Here is a 25,233-nt window from a genome sequence, read left to right as displayed (position 1 = left end):
GGTGTAGCGCTCGGCGGGGATCGGGTCGGAGCCGCGATAGGTATAGCTCTCCTCGGTCAGGATCTTCGGCGGCGTTCGCGAATCCGTGGCCATCAGTTCGGCCCAGGTGATACCTTCGCTGCGGTCTTCGCCCAGTTTCACTTCGGGGTCCCGGTCAGCCATCTCTCTGCATTCTCCCAAGAATGGAATTCCCTGTTTGGCCCATGTCTGGACCAGCGTGAAGGCATAGTCACCTTGCCGAAATCATAGGTTGTTCCACGGCCGGGATCGGTCATGTTGCCTTTGGAATGAAATTTTTTGGGAGACTGCCGTGAGCAAACGGCTTGAAGGCAAGGTCGCGCTGGTCACCGGAGGCACTTCGGGCATCGGCGCCGGCACGGTCGAGCGGCTTGCCGCCGAAGGTGCAAAGGTCATTTTCACCGGTTCGAACGAGGCCGCCGCGCAGAAACTCTGCGCTGCCACCGGCGCGCGGTTCGAGAAGCACAACGTGACCGACGCTGCGGCCTGGGGACCTCTGATCGACCGCATCCTCGAGGAGCATGGCCGACTGGACATCGCATTCGCCAATGCCGGGATCGAGGCGGGCGACGGAAGCGTCGAGGACATCACCATCGAGGCCTGGAACAACATCATGGGCGTGAACCTGACCGGAGCCATGCTCACGGTGCAGCACGCCATGCGCGCCATGGCCAGGAATCCCGATGGCCCGACCGGCTCGATCATCGTCAATTCCTCGATGAACGCGCACCGGGCGATGGGCAATTTCGTGGCCTATTCGGTTTCCAAGTCAGCAGTTCTCGCGCTGGTAAAGTCCTCGGCCGTTCACGCCGGCAACCAGAAATACAAGATCCGCGTCAACGCCGTCCTGCCGGGCGTGGTCGAAACCGCGATGATCAAGAACCTGATCGACAAGTCGGGCGACCCGGAAGCCACGCGTGCCGCTTATGAGGGCCTCTCTCCGATGGGTCGCATGGCCACGGTCGAGGAAATCGCCGGGCTCGTCGCCTGGCTGGCGTCCGACGAGGCCCGCTTCTCCTCGGGCAGCGAATTCACCATGGACGGTGCCAGCACTGCAGGGATGAACGGCGTATGAGCGATCTGGGTTCACAACGCCTGCAAGGCCGCGTCGCCCTCGTTTCCGGCGGCCTGCGCGGCATCGGCCTCGCCTGCGTCGAACGCTTCCTGGCCGAAGGCGCGGAAGTCGTCATTACCGACCTCGATGCGCCCGACAGCGAACTTGCCACCTCGACCGTCGAACGGCTCGGACAGGCGGCCAGCTACGTCCAGGCCAATGTCACCAAAAGCGAGGATTGGGAACGCGCGCGCGCCACTGTCGCCGAGCGCCACGGGAAGCTGCACATCCTGGTCAACAATGCCGGCACCGACCTGACCGGTCCGGTCGAAAGCCTGACCGACGGGGACTGGCGGCGCATCATGTCGATCAACGTCGACGGTGTCTTCATGGGCACCCGCGCCTTCGTCCCGATGATGGCCGAAAGCGGCAAGGACTTCAAAGGCGGCGCATCGATCATCAACGTCAGCTCGATCATGGGCCTTGTCGGCATGAGCGAGGTTTCCGCCTACAATGCCACCAAGGGCGCCGTGCGCATGTTCACCAAGGGCATCGCCGTCGAATTCGCGGAAAAGAAGATGCCGATCCGCGCCAACTCGCTCCACCCGGGTTTCGTGGTCACCCCCCTGCTTGCGCAAGGCTTTCAGCGCTGGGTTGACAGCGGCGTTGCCGAAAAGGCGCAGGACCTCGTCGACATGGTCGCCGGCAAGACGCCGATCGGCCGCCTGGCGGATCCTTCGGAACTGGCCAGCGCGGTATATTTCCTCGCCAGCGAGGACAGTTCCTACATGACCGGCGCCGAACTCGTCGTCGACGGCGGCTGGACCGCCCAGTAACCTCAACAAGGGGAGAGATAAGACCATGACCATCGCCCTTCCCGGCGTCGTCGCCGTCGTCACCGGCGCGGCCGGCGGCATCGGCCGTGAAATCGTCAAGGCCATGAAGGCCGCCGGCGCAACCGTGATCGCCACCGACTTGCGCGACAGTGCAGAGATCGAGGGCGCGGACCATTACCTCAGGCACGACGTCACCAGCGAGGCCGACTGGCGCGCGGTGGAAGCACTGGTGCGCGAGAACTATGGCCGTCTCGACGCGCTGGTGAACAATGCGGGCTTCTCCATCGTGACGAAGTTCGAGGACACGCCGCTGTCCGAATTCCACAAGGTCAACGCGATCAACGTGGATTCCGCGATCATCGGCACGCAGATCATGCTCGACCTGCTCAAGGCTGGCGGCAAGGCCCGCAAGGCCGGCGCGTCGGTCATCAATTTCTCGAGCGTGGGCGGCCTGCGCGGCGCGCCGTTCAACGCCGCCTATTGCACCAGCAAGGCCGCGATCAAGATGCTGACCAAGTGCCTTGGCGCCGAGTTCGGCGCGCTGGGCTACAACATCCGGGTGAACTCGGTGCACCCCGGCGGCATCGACACGCCGATGCTCGGTTCGATCATGGACCGCTACGTCGAAATGGGCGCCGTACCCTCGCGCGAAGTCGCGATGCAGGGCATTCTCGCCAATCATCCGATCGGCAGGATGGGCCGGCCCGATGAAATGGCTGGCGGCGTGGTGTTCCTCGCCAGCGAGGCCTCCAGCTTCATGACCTGCGACGAACTCGTGATGGACGGAGGCTTCAGCCAGGTCTGACCCCGGATCGCGATGCAACGGGAGCCGCCTGCACCATCGGCTCCCGCCCTGCAATGCCAAGTGAAGGATCCCGCGCAATGTCCCGCAAGCTGCCCGGCGTAATCGGCGTCCACCATATCGGCGTGTCGGTTCCCGACCTCGACAAGGCTCGCGAGTTCTATTTCGATATTCTCGGCGCAGTGGAAGAAGTCGAGCCGCTGAGTTGGGCCGACAATCCCTTCATCGACAGGATCGTGGGCCTCGAAGGCAGCGCCGCACGGCAATTCTTCTGCCGCCTCGGCAACGTCCAGATCGAAGTCTTCGAATACAGTGCCCCAAGGCAAGCCCCGCTCGCCCCCGGCCGCGGGGTCAACGAATATGGCTACACGCACTTTGCGATACAGGTAGAGGATCTGGAAGCCGTGCACGAACGCATCGTCGCGGCGGGCCTGCCGGTCCATGCGCCGCCCGACATGTCATCGATCACCGTCGATGCCGACGGGACCAAACACGGTTATTCGGGAACCTACTGCCGCGACTTCTTCGGCAACGTGTTCGAGATCCTGGAAATCCACGAGACGCCGGAAATCCTGCCGATCTAAAGCGACGAGCCCCCGTCGATGACGAATTCCGCGCCAGTGGCAAAGGCGCTCTCGTCGCTGGCGAGATAAAGGCACAGGGCTGCCACTTCCTCGGGCTTGCCGATGCGGCCGATCGGATGGCCGGCTACCCATTCGGCATAGAGGGCGTCGGGATTGTCCGACTGCGCCAGCACCTTGTCGAGGATCGGCGTATGGATTACGCCGGGGTGCACCGAATTGCAGCGCATGCCGTACTTCTCGCGGGCATAGTGCAGTGCGATCGACTTGGTCATGTGCGTAACGCCCGCCTTCGCCGCGTTGTAGGCGGCCAGGTAGTGCGCGGCACGAATGCTCGCCATCGAGGCGATGTTGATGACCGACCCGCCGGTGCGCTTCATCAGCGCGATGACGTGCTTGCAGCCCAGGAATACGCCGGCAAGATCCACGTCCAGCTCGTGCCGGAAGGCATCGAGCGCGAGGTCCTCGACCGAACCGATGGTGGTGATCCCCGCGCAATTGACCAGCACGTCGATCCGGCCATGAAGCGCCTCGACGCGTTCGAAGGCGGCGATCCACTGTGGCTCGCTCGTGACGTCGAGGCTGACGAACGCCGCCGCCCTGCCCAGATCATCGGCCAGCGCCTGACCGCCTGCCTCGTCGATGTCGGCCAGCACGACATGCGCGCCTTCCTGAACGAAACGACGGACAATCGCCTCGCCGAGACCGGAGGCCGCCCCGGTGACCAGTGCGACCTTTCCGGCAATCCTGGCCGTCCCGGACACGATCATGCCTCGATCGGAATGAGGAAGTCCATCGTGTAGCGCGTGGCCTTCCAGCCCGCATCGGTGCGCTTGACGTCGAAGTAGTAGCGGCCGTTCACGGTGATCCCGCCGCCCGCCTTGTATTTGCCCATGCCGATCACATAGGCACGGATCGACGCGGTATCGCCGTCATAGGCGGTGATCGCGAAGTTGGTCAGGTAATGGGCATGGGCGGACATCGCCTCGAAAGTGTCCTCGAAGAACCCGCGGATCTCTCCATGCCCGTTGAGGCTGGGGAAGTTGATGCCCGAAAGGTCGAACACCGCATCCTCCACGAAGACATCGAGAATGCCGTCGATGTCGTGCAGGCTGTCCACCGCGTGAGCGTAGGAGACCAGCAGGTCCTGAATGGCAAGGCGGTCCTCGATCGGGCAAGCGGTCATCTGCAGCAATCCTCTCAGGTTTGGTATCTTGAAAATAGGGGCCGGAAACCCGTTCGGCGGCCGACCCCAAGGGGAATTTCAGGCGATCAGCGGCGCCCTTCGAGGTAATCGTTGATGACCTCGTGGAAGCGACTGATGCGGGTTTCCTGTTCGGCCAGGTAGGCCCGGTCGAAGCCCATCGATTGCAGGCCCTTCTGCTGGGTCACGGCCAGCGACAGGTCCTGCGACAGGAAATCGCCCTGCGCGATCGCGGCCTTCTTCTCACCGAACAGCGCGGTCTCGTGCTCGGCTTCCTCGTAGGGACGCATGCCATAGAGCGTGGCGACTTCATCGGCGCCCTCGATCTCGGGGACCATGTACCAGTAGTCGAATGTCGACCAGTTGGGGTCTTCCGGATCGGGTTCGGTGCGGAACATGTGCAGGCCCTCGGGCGTCCCGGTCAGCGTGAGGTTGGGGAAGCAGGTGTGATGGAACTGGTCGGTCAGTTCATCGTCGCTCATCTTCGCGAAGTGATGATGCCCCCGCGCAGGCCCGAGCCGGCGCCGCGCTTCCTGCAGGGCCTTGCGCGCTTCCTGCGCCTTGCCTTCGAATTCGGCCGGGTCGAGATCCCACTCCTTCAGCACGTCGGCCCACAGCGGCATGACGTTGACCGACGTCTCGTAGCGGCTGGAGGGCTGCAGTTTCTCGATCATGCGGTTGTGCCCCTGGGGGTACATCTCGAAGATCGTCGTCGAATAGTGGTCGTCGATCATCGGCTGGAACTGAGGGTGCACGGCCGGGATGTGATAGGACTCGTTGAAGTTGTCCGAGGCGAACTTCCAGTTTGTGTTCACGCGCAGGGTCAGCCAGACGACGCGCTTCCAGTTCGCCAGATCGCGGTTGGCAAGCAGTTGCGGCACCGGATCGAGGTATTCCTGCAGCGGCAGCGCATTGGGATCGAAGCTGTAGAAGACGAAGCCGCCCCAGGTTTCGCAGGGCACTTCCTTCATCCGCAGCTTCTCGCAAGGGTTGCCCTGGGGAAAGTCCTCAGGGTCCTGCACTTCGTCGAGCGCGCCGTTAATGTTCCATTTCCAGTTGTGGTACGGACAGGTCAGGTGCTTGGCGACGCCGCCTTCCTCGACATTGACCAGTCGGTTGCCGCGATGCTGGCAGACGTTGAAGAAGGCGCGGATCGAGCCGTCTTCCTGCCGGATCATGATCACCGATTCATGGCGGAAGTTGTGCGTGATGAAATCGCCCGGCTCCTCGAGCTGGCTTTCGCGCCCGCCCACGTGCCAAACCCGCTTCCACATGTGCTCCCATTCGCGGTCTGCGAATTCCCGGGAGTAATAGCGGTCGCCGGTAATCGCATCCCCGCGCGCCCTGGGAAACTGGGCGGAAGGGTGCGTGGGATAAGTAGCGGCCTTTTCTGGGACTTCGAGGTATCTTGTCATGGCAGACTTTCCTTCTGTCCCGGTCTTCTCCGCTACGCACCGGGTCGGGTTTTCTTGCGTTTTGTTCTGGTTATTGCGCCTCGGCAGGAAATCCGGGGCGGATAGGATCGGTCACGCCGTCCCAGCCATCTGCGGCTGCGGCAACGCGCTCGAAGAAATCGGTCTGGATCGGGTTCTCTTCGATCAGCTCGATCATGCAGCCAATCGACTTGCTGGTATCGATGTAGCTGAAACGGAAGCCGCCGAACTCGCCGTCGACCGCAGTCACGAAGCCCTGGTCGATGTAGCTGGCGTAAACCGCGTCGTAATCGTCGGTATAGATGGCGAGATGGTGAAAGCCCCCCTCGCCTTTCGCGATGGTGTCGCGATAGGCGGAGGGGCTGTCGCAATGCTGCTGCACCAGCTCGATCTGCACACCGCCCGATTGGGCGATGGCGACCGAGAAATCGAGGCCCGCGGCTTTCTTGCCGCGATAGGCGTATTCGGAGACCTCGATGTGCGGGACGACGAGGAACGGCCCGATCCCGGTAGTCTGGGTCCAGCGCGTGCAGGCGGTCTCGATATCGTCGACCATCAGCGCCACCTGCATCACATGGCGCCCCGGGACACCGGGAGCGGGCAGTTTCATCGGATCAGTCCTTGTTCTGGACCATGTCGTTCAGCAGTTCGTGGAACCGCTGCACGCGCTTTTCCTGACCCGGCAGAATGCAGCCTTTGAAGCCGCGCGAATTGAGGCCCTGCTGCTGGCTGGTGCCGATCGACAGATCCTGGTCGGCGACATAGCCAAGGCTCACGCCATCGCCATAGACCGAGTGGCGGGCCTCGGCGTCATGCCGAAACGGCAACCTGCCGATCGGTGTATCGACTTCCTTCATGCCTTCGACCGGCGGATAGAGGCACCAGTGCTGGAACACGCACTTTTCCGGATCGGTGGGATGCGGTTCGGTGCGCAGGATCTGGCACTGCTCGGGGCTCATCGTGATCGTGAGGTTCGGGAACAGCGTGCAGTGGAAATAGTCCACCAGTTGCTGGTCGGTCATATCGTCGTAGTTCTTGTAGCCACGGCCCGGCCCGAGCTTGCGCTTGGCCTCGATGATCGCCTGACGCAGGTCGCCGGTGTGACCGTTGTACTCGGCCGGGTCGATGCCCCAGGCGGCCGCGATCTCATCGAGCGGGGCGGGAACCTCGGTGGTGTGGAAGTCCTGCCGCGTGGTCGCCTGATGGCCCTTCATCCACATCGAGTTGTGGCCCGACGGGTACATTTCGAACAGTGTGTCGGGAAGGCCGTCGTTGATGAAGGTCGACAGTTCCGGGTGGATCGTCGGCAGGTGGTAGGATTCGTTGAAGTTGTCGCGGATGATCTTCCAGTTGAACTCGCAGTCTGCCGACAGGTTGAGCACGCGCACCCAGTTGTCGAGGCCGTAACCCTTCAGGCGCTCGGGGAACGGCGAGAGCCATTCCAGCAGCGGCGGGACGTCATCGTCCATGCACCAGAACACGAACGGTCCCCAGGTCTCGCAGCGAAGCTCGGACAGGTGCACCTTGCCGCAGGGGCTGCCGCCCTCGAAGTCGTCCGGATCCTGCACTTTGGCCAGGGTCCCGTCGAGATCGAAGGTCCAGTTGTGGTAGCCGCATACGATGCGCGGAACGCTGGCGGCATCGCCAAGGACGAGGCGGTTGCCGCGGTGCGGGCAGGAATTGTAGAAAGCACGGATCGAGCCGTCCTCCTGCTTCACCATGATCACCGATTCCTTGGCGAAGTTGTGGCGGATGATGTCGCCCGGCTCTTCCAGTTCGGCAAGGACACCGCCCAGGTGCCAGACCTTGGGCCAGAGGTGCTTCATCTCCTTGTCCATCCACTCCTTGGAGATGTAGCGGTCGGCGGTGATCGTATCGCCCCGAACCGGCTGATCGAATTCCTTGGAATAGCGTGAGATATTGGCCTGAACGTTCATGATCTGGGTCCTTCTCGATTCCCGGGGGCTGGCCAGCGGCATTGCGGGCCGAAATCGGGTTTGCGGCAAGCGGCAAGGTCGCGGATTTGCGCGACGGGGTCGAAGCCCGATGATTGCGTCTTATCGAGCAACCTTGCCTCTCCCATTTTCAGAAGCTGTAGCGGAAGGTCGCGCCATATTCGCGCGGCGTTCCGAGCGAGGCCAGCGTACCGATGCCGGCCAGGCTCAGCTTCTGGTTGAAATATTTCTCGTCGAACAGGTTACGACCGTAGAGGCCGATCTTCCAGCCGGCATCGTCCGGCCCCCAGTTCAGGCTGGCATTGACCAACTCGACCGGTCCGACACGTTCCACAGGCAGGTTCGTGTAGCTGGTGAACTTGGAGCTGGAATAGGTGTACTGGCCGTTCGCAGTCAGTGTACCATTTCCAAGCGCCATCTGCCAGTTGGCCCCGAACGACGCGTTCCATTTGGGCGAGTTCATCAGGCTGTTTCCCGCATAGGAAGCGGGAACGAGACCACCCGTCGCCGGGTCCAGTATCTGGGTGTCGTATTCCTTGTACTTGGCATCGAGGTAGGCCAGTGCGCCGGTCAGGGTCAGGCCGTTGACCGGGGCCGCGGTGACTTCCAGTTCGAAGCCCTTGGTCTCGGCCTTGCCCGCGTTGGCGATCGAGGCCGAGTTCGCACCCGAAGGGTAGGTGATGTTCTGCACCACCTGCATGTTCTTGTAGAAGTTGTAGAACGCGGCAAGGTTCACGCGCAGGTGACGGTCAAGCAGGTCGGCCTTGAAACCGGCCTCGATCGTGTCGAGCTTTTCCGGATCGAACGGACCGATGTCCTCGGCCACGACGATGCGTCCGGTAAAGCCGCCCGACTTGAAGCCGCGCGCATAGTAGCTGTAGAGCATGACGTCGGGCGTGACCTTGTAGTCGAGCCCGACCTTCCAGCCGACGTTGTTCCATGCCTTCTTGCCGCTCGCGACGATCAGCGAGCCCGGGATCAGCGGATCGTCGAAAGTCGCGACGCCGTCCGGATTGATCGTATTGGCCGTCGTGGAGACCGCATCGGTCTTTTCGTGGCTATAGCGAATGCCGGCCTGCAGACGAAGGTCGGGCGTAATGTCCTGGTAAAGCTGCGCAAAGCCGGAGATCGACCAGTTGGTCTGCTCCTGCGTCTGCGGCTGGCCAAGGCCCGGCAGGAAGCCGTCGAGCTTGCCCTGCTGGTCCAGCGTGTAGTGCTGGCGGAAGTAATAGCCGCCCACGATGAGGCGCGTGGTGTCGGTGATATTGACCAGGTCGCGCAGCTCCTGGCTGAACTGGTGATGCTTGATCCGGCGATGCGTCTGCAGCAGCACCAACGTGGTCGCATCGTCATCCGAGTAGAGATCGTTGTCGTAATCGCGATAGCTGGTGATCGACGTCCAGTCGCCGATGCCGGTCGACAGGTTCTGCGTCAGCGTGACCGTATAGGTGTTACGGTCGTTCGCGTCAGGCTGATCGTAGCTGAGGCCGCGCTTGAAATCGAAAGCCTTTTCGGTCTCGCCGGGAACATAGAACAGTTCACCCGGGCCGGCGAGCAGGATGCCCGTCTGCGAGCCATTGCGGCTGCGCACGTATTCGCCGATCAGGGTCGCATCGTAATTGCCCTCGGCATACTTGAGGTAGCCGCGCAGCGAGGTGATGTTGCGCTCGCCGATGCGGCGATTGTCCGCGTAGTTGCGGAAGTAGCCGTCCATCGAATTGTGCAGGACGCTGATCTTGCCCGAAAGATTATCGGTGATCGGGAAGTTCAGCGCGGCATTGAGCTCAAGATGGTTGTAGTTGCCGTACACGGCTTCGAATTCGCCGCCCAGTTCGCCCGTCGGCTGCTTGGTCACGACGTTGATGACGCCGCCTGTCGTATTGGCGCCGAACAGCGTGCCCTGCGGTCCGCGCAGCACTTCGACCCGGTCGATGTCGAACAGCGAAAGCAGCGCTGCGGTGTTGACGCCGACGACGACCCCATCGACCACCACCGAAACCGTCGTGCCGACATAAGGATCGGCATCGTTCACACCGACACCGCGAATGGTAAAGACAGCCGAATCCGGAGAGTTGGAGAACGTGTTGATCTGCACGTTCGGAATCGAATTGGCCAGGTCGGAGACGTTGTTGACTTGCGCTGCGGCAAGGGTCTCGCCCGTGACCGCAGTCACCGAAATCGGAACGTCCTGCTGGCTTTGCGCCTGCTTTTGCGCGGTAACGACGATTTCTTTCAGACCGCCGGTGGAATCTTCGCTCTGTTGTGCATGGGCCGGCGCCTGCACGATGGCGGCGCAGCAGGTTCCCAGCAACAGATATGATAATGCCTTCTTCATGCCTCTCACTCCCCTCTCGTTCTTCCGCCCACATTTGTGATGCGTGAGTTCGGAAATTCGGGGTGACCGAAAATAAACCGGCTCCCCTGCCGGTTTTTATGCTATACCTTGCGACGTCTGCTAACCTGCGACTTTGATTAGGTGCTGCTAGCAGGCCCTGCCTGGGCAAAATCCGGCGCAAAATTCGGGGGTGAGAATGACGATCGAAGCATTGCAGGACCGTATGTTGAGTGCCCTGCGACCGGATCACGTGTCCGAGCCGCCGACGAAATGGCAGCAGCGCAAGAGCGCCAAGATGCGGGAACGCCTCGTTTCGACCGCCGTCGATTGCCTCCTCGAGCACGGCTATACCGGCCTCACCACCGCCGCCGTCGCTACCCGCAGCGGCGTTTCACGCGGGGCCATGCACCACCATTTCCAGACGCGCATGGAACTGGTGAGCGCAGTCGTCGAACACGTCGTCTTCGAGCGGATGCGCGCCTACCTGTCGGACTATTTCGACATCCTCGCCCACCGCCAGGGCGAAGCGATCATCGAACTGGCCTGCGAAGCGCACTGGCGCTCGGCACAAAGCCGGGAGTACGCGGCCTATCTGGAACTCACGGTCGCCGCGCGCACCGACGCAGAACTTGCGGCCATCTTCAATCCCGCCTCGCGCCGCCTCGACGAAGTCTGGACCGGCGAGATGATCGAGGCCTTCCCGCAATGGAAGGATCACTGGGACATGCTGAAACTGTCGCACGATTTCATCAGCGCGATGCACATGGGCATGGTCCTGCACAAACCGATCTACGACGGCACCGGGCGCATGGAAGTGCTGCGCCGCTTTGCTTCGCACACCATTCAGGAGCTTTACGACAGGCGCTAGGAGATCGATCGAAGCGCCCATTTTCTGCCTCGCTTGAAAAAACCGGCACCTCGACCCGCTTTCTCTCACATATGACAGGTGTCGCAAGGCTCAGTCCTCTTCCAGACTTCGAAGCATAACGAATCGAATTGGGAGAGAGGTCCCATGAACAAGCCGGCCGACTTCGAAGCCCCGCTCGACGGGCGCGATCCATCCAACCTGCGCGGCGATCCCATCACCGGCGATCGCTACTATTCGCACGAATTCATGCAGCGCGAATGGGACATGATGTGGACGCGCATCTGGCACATCGCCGGACGTACCGCGGACATTCCCGAGGCCGGCGATTTCGTCGTCCATGACTTCATGAAGGAATCGGTGATCGCCGTCCGGCAGGAAGACGGCTCGGTTCGCGCATTTTACAATTCCTGCGCGCATCGCGGGATGCGCATGGTCAAGGGCATGTCCTCGGTCGATGCGATTTCCTGCCCCTATCACGGCTGGCGCTATGGCATCGACGGCAAGCTGATCCACGCCCAGGACAGCGATATCGATTTTCCGCAGGGCAATCCTTGCGGGAAGCTCGGCCTCAAGGAACTGCGCTGCGAGATCTGGGGCGGCTTCGTGTGGTACACGATGGCCAAGGAAGGCCCCTCGCTCCACGAATACCTCGCGCCGATGCCCGAGGTGTACAAGAACTATCCGATGGACACCGCCGTGCGCGTTGCCTGGTATCGCATCGCGCTCAACGCGAACTGGAAGTTCGTCACCGACAATTTTTCCGAGAGCTATCACACCCGTACCGCGCATCCGCAGGTGCCGCCATGGATCGATCAGGACGTCGACACCGCCAGGCATGAGATGTGGCCCAACGGCCATGGCCGCACGGTGCAGCCGATGCGCCCGTCCCTGTCCGACCGACTGCCGGCAGACCAGCCGCACCCTTACAAGATGATCCTGCAGGCCTGGGGCATCGATCCCGAAGGCTACGCCTCTTATGAGGAAATGGCGATGCAGGGATGGCTCGATCTCAAGGCGGCCAAGCAGCGCGAATGGAAAGAGCGCGGCTATGTGCACTATGAGCACATGGACGACGAGGAGATCACCGACAGTCCTCACACGGTGATCTTCCCTAATGTGACGATCAGTTTCCTGCCCGACAACCTCGTCTTCTTTCGCAGCGAACCGCACCCCGAAGACCCGGAAAAGTGCTACTTCGACCTGTGGTGCATGGCCTTCCCGGTCGAAGGACAGGAAATGGTGGAATCGGTCATGGCCGGCCCCAAGCCGCTGCGCGAAGTCGCCGAGTGCGAACACCGCGATTTCGACAACGGCAAGGGCATCCCCGAATTAACCGGACAGATCGTCTTTCAGGACATGGAACTTGCCGAAGGCATGCAGGCCGGCATGCATTCGCGCGGCTATACCGACGCGTACCTGCCGGCCCAGGAAACGCGCGTGCGCTTCTTTCATGAAGTGCTCAATGACTGGCTCGAAGGAAGGAAACCCTGATGGCAAATGTGGCAATGACCGGAGCGGGTCGAGGCATCGCCCTCGAACTCGTCAAACAGCATTACGCGAAAGGCGACCGCGTCTTCGCGCTGGTGCGCAACCCGGCAGGGGCAAGCGAGCTGAACGCTCTGGCCGAAAGCTCCGGCGGACAGGTCACCGTGCATGAAATGGACGTCGGCAACGACGCTTCGGTCGCGGCCGGCGCTGCCTCCACCGGGGATACCCCGATCGACATTCTCTACAATGTTGCCGGTGTCCTTGGCGAACCCTCCCCGCAGCTCGAAGCCATGGACTGGAAGGACTTCGACGACACTATCGAAATCATGCTCAAGGGACCGATGCGGGTGATGCTCGCCTTCCTGCCGCGCATGAGCGAAGGTTCGAAAGTCATCAACTTCTCGAGCCAGCTCGCCGCGTCGACTTGGCCATATGGCGGATATTATCCTTATGTCGCAGCAAAGGCCGGCCTCAACCGGATGATGCGCTCGGCAGCCATCGACCTCAAGGACCGTGGCATCGTCATCGGCCTGCTTCACCCCGGCTACGTCCAGACCGATATGGGTGGCCCCAATGCCGAAATCAGTCCTGAAGAAAGCGCGAGCCAGATTATCGCCCTCGCCGAAGGCTGGACGCTCGACAAGTCGGGCGACTTCTACAAGTGGAACGGCGAACAACACGCCTGGTAAGGGGAACCGAAGCAATGGCCTTTACCGGCAATTTCGAAGACCGCGTCCTCATTCGTGAGACTATCGAGACTTATGCCCACGGCGTCATGACCAAGGACGCCGAGACCTGGGCTGCGACCTGGGCCGACGACGCTTACTGGGCCCTGCCCGAGTATCCCGACCTTGGCGGCTTCACCGGCAAGGAGGCGATCGTTGCGGGCTGGGTCGAGTCCATGAAGCACTACGGCCTCGACAACTGCACCAAGCCGATGATCTACGTCGCCCATCCCGGCGAGATCGACGTCGAGGGCGATCGTGCGAAATCGATCTCCTATACTTCGGAAATCTTCGAGGATCCGGCAACGAAGAAGACGCTTCGCGTGCGGGGCCGGTATGTCGACGAACTCGCGAAGATCGATGGCAAATGGCTGTTCACCCGCCGCGAATATACGACGATGCACACCGCCGAAGACTGATCGGCATCACCGATCCGGGCTTTCAGCCGACGGGAGGCAGGTCCGAGGCCGCTTCCGTCACGCTGAAGGTCCGGATGCGGGAGCGGTCGAAGAGCCTTTCCTCGTCCTCGACGATCATCGCGATCGTTTCCGGATCGCTCATCGCGGCAAAACAGGCATCGCGCGTGGCCTCGTCGGGAAAATCGATCTCCATCACCACATCGGCATCGCAGGTCTGGTCCACCCCGTCCGTGGGCGCAAGGAAGCGGCGGACATAGCGGGTCGCGTATCCAGCCAGCACCTTCTCGCCGATATGGCGATGGCTGGTCTCGTAATAGGCGCGAAAATCCTCGCGGCTCATGCCCTCGCGGCGCTTGAGCAGGGTGATGACGGTCACGGTCATGCCAGCCTCTCCAGAAAACTGCGCGTCGCGTCGGCCACCGCTTTTGCCCGCAATGCCGGGTGGGAAAACGCCTCGCGCAGAGCCGCAGAGCGCAACTCGATCGACAGGGGGATCTGCGGCGGCAGTGCTTCCAGCATGGCCGCCAGTGGCAACACGCCCTCCCCGCATTGCTCGCGCAGATCGATGGCATCGATGATCACGGCATCGAAATCGTTGGGATCGGGCCGTACTGCCCGCGCATCGCACAACTGGGCATAGGGAAGTAACGCCCGGTCGATCGCAGCGATCTCGGCCACGGTGGTTCCCGAACGATCGACATGGATCGGATCGATCAGCACGGCACGCAACGGATGGGCCACCCGGTCGAGAATTCCCAGCGCCTGGGCCAGGTTCTTCACTTCGGTGAAGATCCCGAATTCCAGCGCCACGCGCATTCCCGTGCCCTCGGCATGGCGGCACAACGCCGCTAGATGCTCCACCGTCGCCGCGGCATCGGGATGAGAGGAAACGCAAAGGACGTTCTTCGCGCCCAGTTCCATGCCCACATCGAGTACGCGCTTGTGAACGTCGAGCGACGTGTCCGGCTTGATCCAGACGACCTCGACATCGAGCACGGGCAGGCCCGTTGCAGCCAGCGCAGCGCGGGTATCCCGCGTGGTCTGCTCGGTCCATTCGCCCGGCTCGACCCAGATGCCGACTTCGTCGAAGCCGGCTGCGCTGGCCGCCTCCACGACGTCGACCGGGCCGAACTCGGGAAGCACCCCCGAGGCAAGTGAAATACGGTGCATGAAATCCTCTCCCCGGTGGCCTTGCGCCCCACTGTTTACATCTGCGGTTCGGGAAGCGTCTCGTCGTCTTCGAGATACCAGTTCAGCCATTCATGGAAGAACTGGTTGCCGCGTTCGTTGCGACCGAACGTGATGTCGTCATGCGCCCCGCTTTCGAGCCCCTTCTGGATCTCCAGACCGATCACGTAGTCTTCCTCGTACGTGACGTCGCGGAAGAAGTTCATCGCCGCCTCGACCTTTTCGCGGTCGGCCTCGTCCTTCACCGGCTCGCGGCGCAGATAGTTGAGGACGGTGCGGTTGCGATCCGGCGTCGGCCCGGGGAACAGCTGGGCAACCTGGGTGATTTCCGGCGCGACGAAGATCGAGACGTTGGGGAAGAAGATGCGCACGAAGTCGTAGCCGTTGTTCTCGCACTCGCCCCACTTGTCGCGCGGGACGTCCTTGAGCTGATCGGCGATCGAATGCTGCGGGAAGCCGATGCGCATGTTCGGGCCGAAGCCTTCGTAATGCATCGTGTTCGACGGCGTGCGCGGAAAGATCGTTTCCGGGTGCAGCGACTGAAAGTGATAGCCTTCAAGATACCCGTCGAAAGCGATCTTCCAGTTTGCGCCCTCGATCGTGCGGTTGCCCAGGTACGTCCAGTTGGCGAAGTCGAGCGCTTCGAAATCCTCGAGGTAACCGCGGAAGTAATTGTCGAGGTCCATCGGCGCATTGGGCGTCAGGCACACGAAGATCATACCGGCGCGTTCTTCGCAGGGCAGGACGCGCAGGCCCATCTGCGACTTGTCGACATCGCCAAAGGTGCTCGCCTCGGAAATCCCGATCAGGCGGCCGTCGGCACCGTAGGTCCAGGCGTGGTACTTGCAGGTGAAGCGCGAACAGTTGCCCTTGCCCTGGTCGGCGACCGGCGCCCCGCGGTGCGAACAGACATTGAGGAAGGCGTGCACCTGCCCCTGCTTGTCGCGATTGATCAGGACCGGAACGCCCATCGCGTCCATCGCCTTGTAATCGCCGGGATTGGGCAGTTCGGCCGTGAACGCCAGCATCAGCGGTACGCGCTTGAAGATCAACTCGATTTCAGCGTCGAACTGGTCCTTGTCAGTGTAGCTGCTCGACGGGACCTTCAGCGTCTTGTCGGTCATGAAGGTCTTCTTGTTCTCGACGTAATCGAGCATGATTTCGGCGACGTCGCCAAGGCGCTGGACGCGGTCCAAAGCTGTTCTCCCAATTTGATTCAACGCGATCCTGTGCGAGACGCCGATCCCGAACAAGCTGCTAGAGTTGCTAGGCCATGGGAAATAATGGCCCGATCGCTTGTCCGGCCCGGATCGCCGCTGCCGCAATCTTCTCTTGCTTCGTTCCCTTGCCTTTTGGACAGTTGGCCGCAAGGCGCAGCAAGGGCAGTCAGGTTTCATGGTTGAGAGGAAGAGCCCTCCCTGGGCATGGCTAGAGATCCCCCCACCCCACCTTGCCGCTTACGCCGGCACGGGGGTCTGGGACGAACGTACCATCGCGCAGCAGGCGACGGCGCTGACCGAAGCAGATCCCGACTTCGTCGCACTGCTCGACGGCGACGTCTCGATGACGCGGGCAGAAGCGGTTGCCGAAGCCGAGGCGCTCTCGGCCGCCATGCACGCGCGGGGCCTGAGGCCCGGAGACGTGATCGCCTTCCAGGTGCCGAACTGGCGCGAAGCGATGGTCATCAACCTCGCCGCCGCGATGTCCGGCCTCGTCATCAATCCGATCGTACCGATCTACCGCGATCACGAAGTGTCGATCATGCTGGGGGATTGCGGGGCGCGCGCGTTCTTCGTCGCTTCCTCGTTCCGCAAGTACGACTTTGCCGCAATGGCGCGCCGCATCAAGGGCAGCCTGCCCGAACTGCAGCACATCTTCACCGTGCGCGGAGAAGGCGCGGACGACTACGCCTCCCTGGTCGAGGAAGGCCGCGCCTTGCGCTTTGCCCGGCCGCAAGTCGATCCGCTCGGCGTCAAGATGGTGCTCTATACCTCGGGCACCACCGGCCGTCCCAAGGGCGTGCTGCACAGCCACGTATCCATAGCCCGAATCTTGCGGGAAAGTGCTGCATACTGGGGCCTCGTCGGAGGCGAAGCGACGCTTATGCCTTCGCCCGTCACCCATGTCTCGGGCTACGCCAACGGCCTCGAGGCGCCGTTCATCTGCGGCACGCGAACCGTGCTGATGGAAGCCTGGAACGCGCAGGAAGCGCTTGCGCTGATCGACCGCCACCAATTGGTCGGAACGGTCGCGGCAACACCCTTCCTCGTCGAATTGGCTGCCGCGGCACGGGCCAGCGGCAACCGCCTGCCCAGCTTCCGCTTCTTCGCGTGCGGCGGCGCTGCGGTACCGAACGACCTGATCCCGGCCGCCAATGCCGCCTTCGCCAATTGCCGCGCCTTCCGCGTCTTCGGCGCTTCCGAAGTGCCGCTCGTCACCTTCGGCTGGCCCAACGTCGAAAGCCTTGCGGCAACCACCGATGGCGCCATCGTCGATTACGAAGTGCGGATCGTCGATCATGAGGACAAGGACCTTCCGGACGGCAGCGAAGGCGAAATCCTTGCCCGCGGCCCCGCCATGATGCTGGGCTATGCCGACGAAACCCAGACCCGCGAGGCGATCACTACCGACGGCTATTTCCGCACCGGCGACCTCGGCGTGCGTTCCGATGAAGGCGCGATCACCATTACCGGGCGCAAGAAGGACCTGATCATCCGCGGCGGCGAGAACATCTCCGCCAAGGAGATCGAGGACGTGCTGCACGGCCATGCCCTTGTCCGCGAGGCCGCCGTGGTGGCGATGCCGCACGACCGGCTCGGCGAAGGCGTGTGCGCCTACATCATCGCCGAGGGCAGCGTTCCGACGTCCGACGATCTTGTGGCGCATGTGCTCGCCAGCGGGCTTGCCAAGCAGAAAATTCCCGAACGCTTCGAATTCCGCGAGGACTTCCCCCGCACCGCCTCGGGCAAAGTGCGCAAGGACATCCTGCGTGCCGACGTGAAGGAACGCATCGCGGCCCCTTCGGAAAGTTGAGCCGGGCCGACGCGCCCGAGCGTCTGGATCGCTCCGCCAGGGACCTTGGCGTTGAACGCAACCCTTCCGTCGTCCCGGCGCAGGCTGGAACCGCGCGTGTTGCCCACAACCACACGAAAAGGCTGGCCCCGGATCGAGTCCGGGGCAACCGCTAGAGTCTCAGTATCAGCCCCAGTTCGCCCCCGCCGCGTGGCGTCCGGCGCGGCGGCCGAAATAGCTGCCCGGACCAAGGCTCAGACCGCTCGCATAAGCCTTCCCGGTGCGCGGAATGTGCGCTGCACTCGCGCCTACCACGTAGAGGCCGGGGATGGCATTGGAGCGCAGGTCCAGCGCCCTGCCCTGCTCGTCGGTCTTGATCCCGCCGAGCGTGATGAACAGGTAGGTCGACTTGTCGAAACTGATGTCGAACGCGGCATAGGGCCCGGCGGTCAGCGGCTTGAGCCAGTCGGGATGCTTGTGGAAGCGACGGTCTTCCCCTTTCGCCGCGTCCTCGCTGTATTCGGCCATGGTCCTGACCAGCGATCCGGTCGGCAGGTTCAGCCCCGCCTCCATCTCTCCGACCGTTTCCCAGCCGTCGACGAGCTGGTGCTTGGCAAAGGGGTTTTCCGGGTAGGCGAAGACCTCGCTGTCGAGGATCAGGTACGCGGTCTGCCCCGGCTGTTCCATCACGAAATTGCCGAGCCGGCCGTGATAAACGTCCTCGGCCACGAAGCGCTCGCCGTTGCGGTTGACGATGATGCCCTTGATCAGCTGGCCCGGCGGGTAGATCGAGCCGGTCGGGATCAGTCCGTCCATCGAAACCGCATAGCCGCCTGCCGACATGCCCAGCCTGACGCCCGCACCGTCATTGCTGGGGATAGCCAGCGGCTCGGACGTCTCGGTCAGGAGCGGCAGGTGCTCGTCCAGCAGTTCCTTGCACAGGTTGTGGCTGCCGCAGGCGATGACCACTCCTCGCCGCGCCTTGACGAAGAACGTGCCGGTCGACTGCTTGACCTGCACGCCCATGACGCGCCTGTCCGCGTCCTGCACCAGCGCAATCACGGCGCTGTCGTAGATCGCCGGGATGGCCTCGTCGATGCAGCGCCGAAGCAGCGGCTTCATGCCTTCGGAGCCGGCATTCTCGCCCTGTCCTGCCACCTTGTGACCGCGAGGTGCGGGCTTGGCGACCTCTCGGTAGGGCCACGCCTTTTCATTGCCGGTCCACATCAGGCAGGTGGTGTCGAGCAGATAGACTGCCTTGCCCGGGAAATAGGTTCGCTCGAAGGGAACGCCCTGCTCTTCCAGCCAGTCGAAATGGTCCTTGCTGTCGCGGCAGAACGCCAGTGTCGCATTGGGATCGAGCGGATCGCAGCTTGCCATGAGGAAACGCGCCATGTCCTCGGCGCTGTCCTCGTAGCCGGCGGCATCCTGCACCGCCGTCCCACCGCCGAGATAGAAGATGCCCGAGGACATCGCACTGGCGCCCCCGCCACCCGAGGCGCGTTCGACGATCAGCACTTCGGCCCCGGCGCGATGCGCTTCCAGAGCCGCGCAAGTTCCCGCAACGCCCTGCCCGACGATGACGACGTCGACCTCGTGCTCCCAGGCGTCGACCGCATCGGGAGCGATCGTCGCGGGAATCTGCACTTCGCTCACTTGGCCGCCTGAGCCGCGGCCACCACCGCAGCCTCGATCTCGCTGTTCATCGGATTGCGCCGCAAGGTCAGGCCGCCGTTCACCTGCAGATTTTCGCCGGTCATGAAGCACTCGTCACTGGCGAGCCAAACGGCCGCGGCGGCAATATCGTCCGAAGTGCCGATCCGACCAAGCGGATATCCGGCCAGGAAGGCGTCGAACACGCCGGGGACTTCCTTGGCATGTGCGGTCATCGGCGTGTCGGTAAGTCCCGGCGAGATCGAATTGGCGCGCACGCCCTCGCTGCCGAATTCGTGGGCCACGCAGCGGATCACATGGTCCGTGCCCGCCTTGGTTCCCATGTAGGCGGCATGGTCGTTAAGCATGATCGTGGCAGTCGCCGAGCTGATCTGGATGATCGAGCCGCCCCGGCCGCCATTGCTGCGCATCATCTTGCGCAGCATCGCCTGACAGAAATGGAAAGGACCGATGTACTGAAGGTCAGTCATCGCCACCAGGTCCTCGTGCGTCGTGTCGAGGAGCGGCTTGAGCAGGCCCCAGCCGGTCGCGTTGACGGCAATGTCGATACCGCCAAGCTTCGCCTGCGCTGCATCGGCCAGGGCATTGACGCTGGCCTCGTCGGTCAGGTCGCAAGGCACCCATTCGCAGCCGGTCTCTTCGGCAAACTGCTTGAGCACGTCTTCCTTGCGCCCGGAAACGAGCACGCTCGCACCTTCCTTCATGAAGCGGCGGGCAATGTGCTGGCCCATGTTGTCGGGGCTGCTGGCGCCCAGGATGACCGCTCTCTTGCCTTGCAGTCGTGCCATGGCTCTCTCCTTGATCGTCTTGTCCGGCAGAGAGCTAGCACGCGCGCCGGACCTGCATTCCTGATCAAAAGTGTAGTGGCCCCCATGATCCCCAGCGGCGAAAGGAAGCATTCGCGAAGAAGCCGGGCACGCATGTCCGGCATTGGCAGAGGAGCTGATCACATGGATCTCGGACTGAAGGGCAAGAAGGCCATCCTGCTGGGCGCCAATGGCGGCATCGGCCGCGTCGTCGCCAGAACACTGGCTGCCGAAGGATGCGACGTCGCCATCTGCGGTCGTTCGCAGGGCAAGGTCGACAACGTGATCGGCGAGATCCAGTCGCATGGCGTCAATGCGTACGGCGAAGCGCTTGACGTGACCGATCCGGCCGCCGTGCCTGCTTTTGTCGAGAAGGCAGCCGACACCCTGGGCGGCTGCGACATCTTCATCAGCTTCACCTCGGCCAACCCCGGGCAGGACACCGACGAAGGCTGGCAGACCATCCTGAATGCCGACATCCTGCCGATGCGCCGCGGCATCGCTGCTGCACGTCCGTTCCTCGCCAAGTCCGAAGACGGCTCGATCGTGTGCATCAGCTCGACCGGCGCGGTCGAGGAATTCATGGGCGTGCAGCCCTATAACTCGATCAAGGCCGCTGTGATGAACTACTGCGCCGCCATGTCCCAGTCCTTCGCGGCAGAAGGCATCCGGGCGAACTGCATCACACCCGGCCCGGTCTGGACCGAAGACGGCCCCTGGGCGCACATCAAGGACGCCATGCCCGACTTCTACAACCAGATCGTCGGCGCCATTCCCGCTGGCCGCATGACGACCGGGGAAGAGCTCGCCAATGCAATCGTCTTCACCGCATCGCCTGCCTGCAAGGCGATGACCGGCGCCAACATCGTGATCGACGGCGGCTTCACCAAGCGCGTCCAGTTCTGATCGATAATCCTCCCTAACCGGATACTTACGGCGGGCTCCCTTTCGGAGCCCGTTTTTTTTGGTCCTGAAAAATCCGGCAGTCTTGCCGGTAAATCGATGAAATCGCCCGTTTTGAGCGACTCCCTAGCAAAAAGAACAGGCCTGTCCAGCGCCCGTTCTTGACCTGAATCAAGCGCGGCAGTGCCCGATTATGGGATTTGTCTCTCCAAGACATGCGGAGAGGCACCAATGGCAGATTTCGATTCTCGCGAAGGCTTCAACAAGGCGCGTTGCCCAGGCCCCGGCTGGGAGGACATCCTGGCCGCAGACGATGTGGCCCCGCCCGCCTTCGTCGCGCAGGACCAATACCGATACCTCGGCTCCGAAGCCATCGACGCATCGCGCTACTACGACCCGGAATTCTTCCGTGCGGAGACGGAAAGGATGTGGCCGCGCGTGTGGCAATTCGCCGCGCGCGAGGAAGACCTGCCCGAGCCGGGCGACTATGTGACCTACGAGAACGCCGGTCGTTCCTACCTGATCGTGCGTCAGGAAGACGGCAGCGTCAAAGCGTTCCACAACGTCTGCCTCCACCGGGGCCGCAAGCTCAAGACCCACAGCGGCAGCGTCGAACAGTTCGTCTGCCCGTTCCACGGCTTTTCATGGAACACCGACGGCAGTCTGCGCAACATTCCCTGCCGCTGGGACTTCGGCCATCTGACCGACGAGAAGATGCAACTGCCCAAGGCCCACATTGGCCAGTGGGGCGGCTACATCTTCGTGCGCGAAAGCGATGAAGGGCCCAGCCTCGAGGAGTTCCTCGAGCCGCTGCCCGAGTTCTTCAAGCGCTGGCGCCACGAGGAATGCGTGACGGTCGCCTGGGTGGGCAAGGTCGTGAAGGCGAACTGGAAGATCACCATGGAAGCCTTCATGGAAAGCTATCACGCCTACGTCACGCACCCCCAGCTCATGCCTTTCACAGGCGACGCCAACGCCGCCTACCATGTGCTCTCGCCTCACGTGAACGTGAACTACACGCCCTTCGGCGTGGTGAGCCCGCATGTGTCCGACATGAAGCTTTCCGAACAGTGGATCGTCGACGAGTTTCGCAAGTTCAACGGACGCTCGGCCGACAACTACGAGGAGAACAAGGACGGCCACGCGATCGACCTGCCCGAAGGCAGGACCGCCCGTCAGGCGCTGGGCGACGCGATGCGCCAGACTTCCGAGAAGATGTTCGGCGGCGACTACTCGCAGGTTTCCGAAAGCGAGCTGCTCGACGCCCTGGTCTACAACGTCTTCCCCAACTTCGCGCCCTGGGGCGGGTTCATGCCGAACATCGTCTACCGCTGGCGGCCCTGGCCCGATCAGGACCGCTGCCTGATGGAAGTGCGCGTGATCGCCCGCGTGCCCCAGGGCCAGCCGCGCCCGGCCGGGGTGCCGATGCACATGCTGGGTGAGGACGAAGACTGGTCGGATGCGCCTGAACTGGGCGTTCTGGGCGCGGTCGTCGATCAGGACATGACCAACATGGAGCTGACTCACGAGGGCCTCAAAGCCTCGAAGAACCAGCGCGTCGAACTGGGCGACTACCAGGAAGTGCGCATCCGCCACTTCCACCAGACGCTCGACTCCTATCTCAACGACTGAGGGAGCCCCCACGATGACCGACCTCATGGCCAAGTACGGCGATGCCGCAGAGCGCATGCTGCACTTCGTCGAAACCCGCACGACCGACCAGGCAAGCGATGTCTTCCACGTGCCCGTAGCCAACTACCTCGACGAGGATCGCTGGGAGCGCGAGAAGGAGCAGATCTTCAAGCGCCTGCCGCTGATGCTGGCGCTTTCGATCGAGCTGCCGCAAGTCAACGACTACAAGGCCATGGACGTCATGGGCCTGCCGGTCGTGATCACCCGCGCCCGGGACGGCAAGGCCCGCGCTTTCCTCAACGTATGCAAGCACCGCGCGGCCAACCTCGCGCCGGAAGGCAAGGGCAACTGCCGGGCCTTTTCCTGCCCCTATCACGGCTGGACTTATGCCAACGACGGCAAGCTCATCGGAATTGCCGAAGCCTCGACCTTCGGCGAGGTCGACCACTCCACCCTCAACATGACGCAACTGCCCTGCGACGAGGTGGCCGGCATGATCTTCGTGATCCTGACGCCGGATCTGGAGATCGATGCGCGCGCATGGCTGGGCGACATGTACGAACACTTCGCCGCCCTCAAGCTGGAGACCTGGTACTATCACAAGTCCAAGATCATGCGCGGCGCCAACTGGAAGGTCGCCTACGACGGCTACCTTGAGGGATACCACTTTCAGGCTGCGCACACGAATACCGTTGCCACCCGCTCGCCCTCGAACCGGGCGATCTACGAAGGTCATGGGCCGCATATCCTGATCGGCTTCCCGCAGAACGCGATCACCGGCCTGCACGAGCTGCCGCGCGATCAATGGGGCGCGCAGGAGAACAGGGGCTACGATTTCATTCGCATGCTCTTCCCCAATTTCGCGCTCTTCCTGGCACCCGAGATGTGCCAGTTCGCCCAGCTCTTTCCCGGAGCAAAGGCGAACGCAAACGTCACGGTGATGAACTACGTGTTCCCGACCCGGCCCGAAACCGAGGAAGGCATGAAGGCGCTGGACGAGATGTGCGACTTCTTCTTCGACGTAGTGGAAGAGGAGGACTATTTCCTCGGCCTCAAGGTCCAGAACGGACTGGAGAGCGGCGCGATGACCCATCAGGTCTTCGGCCGCAACGAACCGGGTAACCAGTTCTTCCACAAGTGGGTCGACTACTACCTCGACGAGACCGGTCAGACCCCCGCACCGGTCATGAAGGCGTGAGGTAGGCTGGAGGGGCGGCCTGGAGGAGAGCCGCCCCTCCTTCTTTCAGGCGATCTTGAGGACCAGCTTTCCGGTATTGGCGCCGCTGAACAGGCGCATGAAGGCATCGTAGGCATTCTCCAGGCCTTCCTGGACGTCCTCGTCGATGCGCATTTTGCCCTCGGCCAGCCACTGCGCCATTTTCGCGCCGCCTTCGGCAAAGCGATCCGCATAGTCGGCGATCAGGAAACCGTGCACAACCGCGCGGCGGGCAAGCACCTGCCACAGGTTGCGCATCCCGATCTTCTCTTCGGAATTGTATTCGCTGATCAGGCCGCACAGGACGATGCGCGCATGAAGTGCGAGGTTGAACAGTTCGGCCTCCATGACCGTACCGCCGACATTCTCGAACACGACGTTCGCGCCATCCGGCGCCGCCTTGGCGATTTCAGCCGCAAGCGTCTCGACATCCTTGCCCTTGTAGTCGATCGCGGCATCGAACCCGTAGTCCTCGATCAGGCGGCGGCACTTGTCCGGACCGCCGGCGATGCCCACGACACGGCAGCCCACGATCTTGCCGATCTGGCCGACTGCCGAACCGACCGCACCGGCCGCGCCCGAAACGAGGATCGTCTCGCCCGGCTGTGGCTTGCCCGCTTCGAGCAGGCCGAAGTAGGCCGTCAGGCCCACCGCGCCCAGCGCCGAAAGGAAGTTCGAGGGCGATGCAACGGCAGCGACGTCGACTGGCATGGTAAAGCCCCCCGGCATCGCGACCGAGTAGTCCTCGATTGCGTTGAGACCCATGACCCACTGCCCCGGGGTGAAGTCCGGGTTGTCGGAGGCATGAACGATGCCCACGGTCGTTGCCCGGACGGGATCGCCAAGCGGGATCGGGGGCATGTAGCTGGGCGCATCGTCCATCCAGCCGCGCTGGGCGGGGTCCAGCGAGACATAATGGTTGCGCACCACGATTCCCCCCGATGGCGGCGCGGGTATGTCCGCGCTGACCAGCTCGAAATCCTCGGGTACGGGCGTTCCTTGCGGCCTGCGTACAAGCAGGAAGCGCCGATTGGCTGCCATGGCATCGATCTCCTTCGGTTGGATCACTGGGTCGCCCTTCACA

24 protein-coding genes are annotated in these 25,233 nt (G+C 62.7%); 12 read left to right on the top strand and 12 right to left on the bottom strand.

The features are described 5' to 3' along the window. Positions 1–310: 310 nt before the first annotated feature. The 4 genes from SPHV1_RS22725 (at position 311) to SPHV1_RS22710 (ending at position 3,294) form a co-directional block, all read left to right on the top strand. Positions 311–1,093, top strand: a complete 783-nt coding sequence (locus tag SPHV1_RS22725; RefSeq protein WP_054948275.1) for an SDR family NAD(P)-dependent oxidoreductase — start codon at positions 311–313, stop codon at positions 1,091–1,093. Then, entirely contained in the window at positions 1,090–1,908 is an 819-nt protein-coding gene (locus tag SPHV1_RS22720; protein ID WP_054948274.1) for an SDR family NAD(P)-dependent oxidoreductase, read from the top strand. Before SPHV1_RS22725 ends, SPHV1_RS22720 begins: the two co-directional genes overlap by 4 nt. A 25-nt stretch (positions 1,909–1,933) precedes the next feature. Continuing rightward, positions 1,934–2,713, top strand: coding sequence for an SDR family oxidoreductase (locus SPHV1_RS22715; protein ID WP_054948273.1), 780 nt, complete (start codon positions 1,934–1,936; stop codon positions 2,711–2,713). 77 nt (positions 2,714–2,790) lie between these two features. After that, the gene (locus SPHV1_RS22710) at positions 2,791–3,294 is read left to right on the top strand and encodes a VOC family protein (RefSeq protein ID WP_054948272.1); all 504 of its coding nucleotides are present in this window, start codon (positions 2,791–2,793) and stop codon (positions 3,292–3,294) included. On the opposite strand, the gene SPHV1_RS22705 is transcribed toward SPHV1_RS22710, so the two are convergent. The 6 genes from SPHV1_RS22705 to SPHV1_RS22680 all read right to left on the bottom strand — a co-directional run bounded on the left by SPHV1_RS22705 (position 3,291) and on the right by SPHV1_RS22680 (position 10,218). Continuing rightward, positions 3,291–4,061 carry a glucose 1-dehydrogenase gene (locus tag SPHV1_RS22705; RefSeq protein WP_054948271.1) on the bottom strand — a complete coding sequence of 257 codons (771 nt, stop codon included), beginning with the start codon at positions 4,059–4,061 and terminating at the stop codon, positions 3,291–3,293. The two genes, SPHV1_RS22710 and SPHV1_RS22705, sit on opposite strands and share 4 nt — an antisense overlap. Further along, positions 4,058–4,477: a nuclear transport factor 2 family protein gene (locus SPHV1_RS22700; protein ID WP_054948270.1), complete on the bottom strand. Its 420-nt coding sequence runs from the start codon at positions 4,475–4,477 to the stop codon at positions 4,058–4,060. Before SPHV1_RS22700 ends, SPHV1_RS22705 begins: the two co-directional genes overlap by 4 nt. A gap of 86 nt (positions 4,478–4,563) precedes the next feature. Next, positions 4,564–5,910 carry an SRPBCC family protein gene (locus SPHV1_RS22695; RefSeq protein WP_054948269.1) on the bottom strand — a complete coding sequence of 449 codons (1,347 nt, stop codon included), beginning with the start codon at positions 5,908–5,910 and terminating at the stop codon, positions 4,564–4,566. 70 nt (positions 5,911–5,980) lie between these two features. Next, positions 5,981–6,538: a VOC family protein gene (locus tag SPHV1_RS22690; RefSeq protein WP_231634824.1), complete on the bottom strand. Its 558-nt coding sequence runs from the start codon at positions 6,536–6,538 to the stop codon at positions 5,981–5,983. Positions 6,539–6,542: 4 nt separating this feature from the next. Beyond that, positions 6,543–7,865 carry an SRPBCC family protein gene (locus SPHV1_RS22685; RefSeq protein WP_054948281.1) on the bottom strand — a complete coding sequence of 441 codons (1,323 nt, stop codon included), beginning with the start codon at positions 7,863–7,865 and terminating at the stop codon, positions 6,543–6,545. A 148-nt stretch (positions 7,866–8,013) separates the two neighbouring features. Beyond that, complete coding sequence (locus SPHV1_RS22680; RefSeq protein WP_054948267.1) at positions 8,014–10,218, bottom strand: TonB-dependent receptor; 2,205 nt, start codon at positions 10,216–10,218, stop codon at positions 8,014–8,016. A 196-nt stretch (positions 10,219–10,414) separates the two neighbouring features. Here SPHV1_RS22680 and SPHV1_RS22675 point away from each other — a divergent pair, with 196 nt between their 5' ends. From SPHV1_RS22675 to SPHV1_RS22660, 4 genes are all read left to right on the top strand, one after another. Continuing rightward, entirely contained in the window at positions 10,415–11,086 is a 672-nt protein-coding gene (locus SPHV1_RS22675; RefSeq protein WP_054948266.1) for a TetR/AcrR family transcriptional regulator, read from the top strand. Positions 11,087–11,230: 144 nt separating this feature from the next. Next, entirely contained in the window at positions 11,231–12,577 is a 1,347-nt protein-coding gene (locus SPHV1_RS22670; RefSeq protein WP_054948265.1) for an SRPBCC family protein, read from the top strand. Further along, positions 12,577–13,263, top strand: coding sequence for an SDR family oxidoreductase (locus SPHV1_RS22665; protein WP_054948264.1), 687 nt, complete (start codon positions 12,577–12,579; stop codon positions 13,261–13,263). Before SPHV1_RS22670 ends, SPHV1_RS22665 begins: the two co-directional genes overlap by 1 nt. A 14-nt stretch (positions 13,264–13,277) precedes the next feature. After that, the gene (locus SPHV1_RS22660) at positions 13,278–13,718 is read left to right on the top strand and encodes a nuclear transport factor 2 family protein (protein ID WP_054948263.1); all 441 of its coding nucleotides are present in this window, start codon (positions 13,278–13,280) and stop codon (positions 13,716–13,718) included. Positions 13,719–13,740: 22 nt separating this feature from the next. On the opposite strand, the gene SPHV1_RS22655 is transcribed toward SPHV1_RS22660, so the two are convergent. From SPHV1_RS22655 to SPHV1_RS22645, 3 genes are read right to left on the bottom strand one after another with little or no spacing between them, the layout of a single operon-like run. Further along, entirely contained in the window at positions 13,741–14,100 is a 360-nt protein-coding gene (locus SPHV1_RS22655; protein WP_054948262.1) for an EthD domain-containing protein, read from the bottom strand. Further along, positions 14,097–14,888 (bottom strand): sugar phosphate isomerase/epimerase, encoded by a 792-nt coding sequence (locus SPHV1_RS22650; protein WP_054948261.1) that lies wholly within the window; start codon positions 14,886–14,888, stop codon positions 14,097–14,099. The genes SPHV1_RS22655 and SPHV1_RS22650 overlap by 4 nt, the downstream gene beginning before the upstream one ends. Before the next feature lie 35 nt (positions 14,889–14,923). Beyond that, the gene (locus tag SPHV1_RS22645; protein WP_082431131.1) at positions 14,924–16,102 is read right to left on the bottom strand and encodes an aromatic ring-hydroxylating dioxygenase subunit alpha; all 1,179 of its coding nucleotides are present in this window, start codon (positions 16,100–16,102) and stop codon (positions 14,924–14,926) included. 199 nt (positions 16,103–16,301) lie between these two features. Between SPHV1_RS22645 and SPHV1_RS22640 the strand changes: the two genes are divergently transcribed. Further along, complete coding sequence (locus SPHV1_RS22640) at positions 16,302–17,939, top strand: AMP-binding protein (protein WP_054948279.1); 1,638 nt, start codon at positions 16,302–16,304, stop codon at positions 17,937–17,939. A 165-nt stretch (positions 17,940–18,104) separates the two neighbouring features. Here the strand turns inward: SPHV1_RS22640 and SPHV1_RS22635 are convergent, their stop codons facing one another. Together SPHV1_RS22635 and SPHV1_RS22630 are read right to left on the bottom strand one after the other, a co-directional pair. After that, positions 18,105–19,574 (bottom strand): FAD-dependent oxidoreductase, encoded by a 1,470-nt coding sequence (locus SPHV1_RS22635; RefSeq protein WP_054948260.1) that lies wholly within the window; start codon positions 19,572–19,574, stop codon positions 18,105–18,107. Next, on the bottom strand, positions 19,571–20,380 hold the full coding sequence (locus SPHV1_RS22630; protein ID WP_054948278.1) for an SDR family NAD(P)-dependent oxidoreductase: 810 nt from the start codon (positions 20,378–20,380) through the stop codon (positions 19,571–19,573). Before SPHV1_RS22630 ends, SPHV1_RS22635 begins: the two co-directional genes overlap by 4 nt. 162 nt (positions 20,381–20,542) lie before the next feature. On the opposite strand from SPHV1_RS22630, the gene SPHV1_RS22625 reads away from it, so the two are divergent. The 3 genes from SPHV1_RS22625 to SPHV1_RS22615 all read left to right on the top strand — a co-directional run bounded on the left by SPHV1_RS22625 (position 20,543) and on the right by SPHV1_RS22615 (position 24,131). After that, positions 20,543–21,304: an SDR family NAD(P)-dependent oxidoreductase gene (locus SPHV1_RS22625; RefSeq protein WP_054948259.1), complete on the top strand. Its 762-nt coding sequence runs from the start codon at positions 20,543–20,545 to the stop codon at positions 21,302–21,304. A 228-nt stretch (positions 21,305–21,532) separates the two neighbouring features. Further along, positions 21,533–22,933, top strand: a complete 1,401-nt coding sequence (locus tag SPHV1_RS22620) for an SRPBCC family protein (protein WP_054948258.1) — start codon at positions 21,533–21,535, stop codon at positions 22,931–22,933. A gap of 13 nt (positions 22,934–22,946) precedes the next feature. After that, positions 22,947–24,131, top strand: coding sequence for an SRPBCC family protein (locus SPHV1_RS22615; RefSeq protein WP_054948257.1), 1,185 nt, complete (start codon positions 22,947–22,949; stop codon positions 24,129–24,131). Between the two features lie 45 nt (positions 24,132–24,176). Here the strand turns inward: SPHV1_RS22615 and SPHV1_RS22610 are convergent, their stop codons facing one another. Further along, a complete protein-coding gene (locus SPHV1_RS22610) occupies positions 24,177–25,190 on the bottom strand; it encodes an NADP-dependent oxidoreductase (RefSeq protein WP_054948277.1) in 1,014 nt (337 codons plus the stop codon). Positions 25,191–25,233 lie beyond the last annotated feature (43 nt).

The sequence above is a fragment of the Novosphingobium sp. KN65.2 genome (assembly GCF_001368935.1).
Classification (GTDB): Bacteria; Pseudomonadota; Alphaproteobacteria; order Sphingomonadales; family Sphingomonadaceae; genus Novosphingobium; species Novosphingobium mathurense.
Note: the sequence above shows the minus strand (reverse complement) of the source record. Positions and strands in the feature narration are given on the sequence as shown.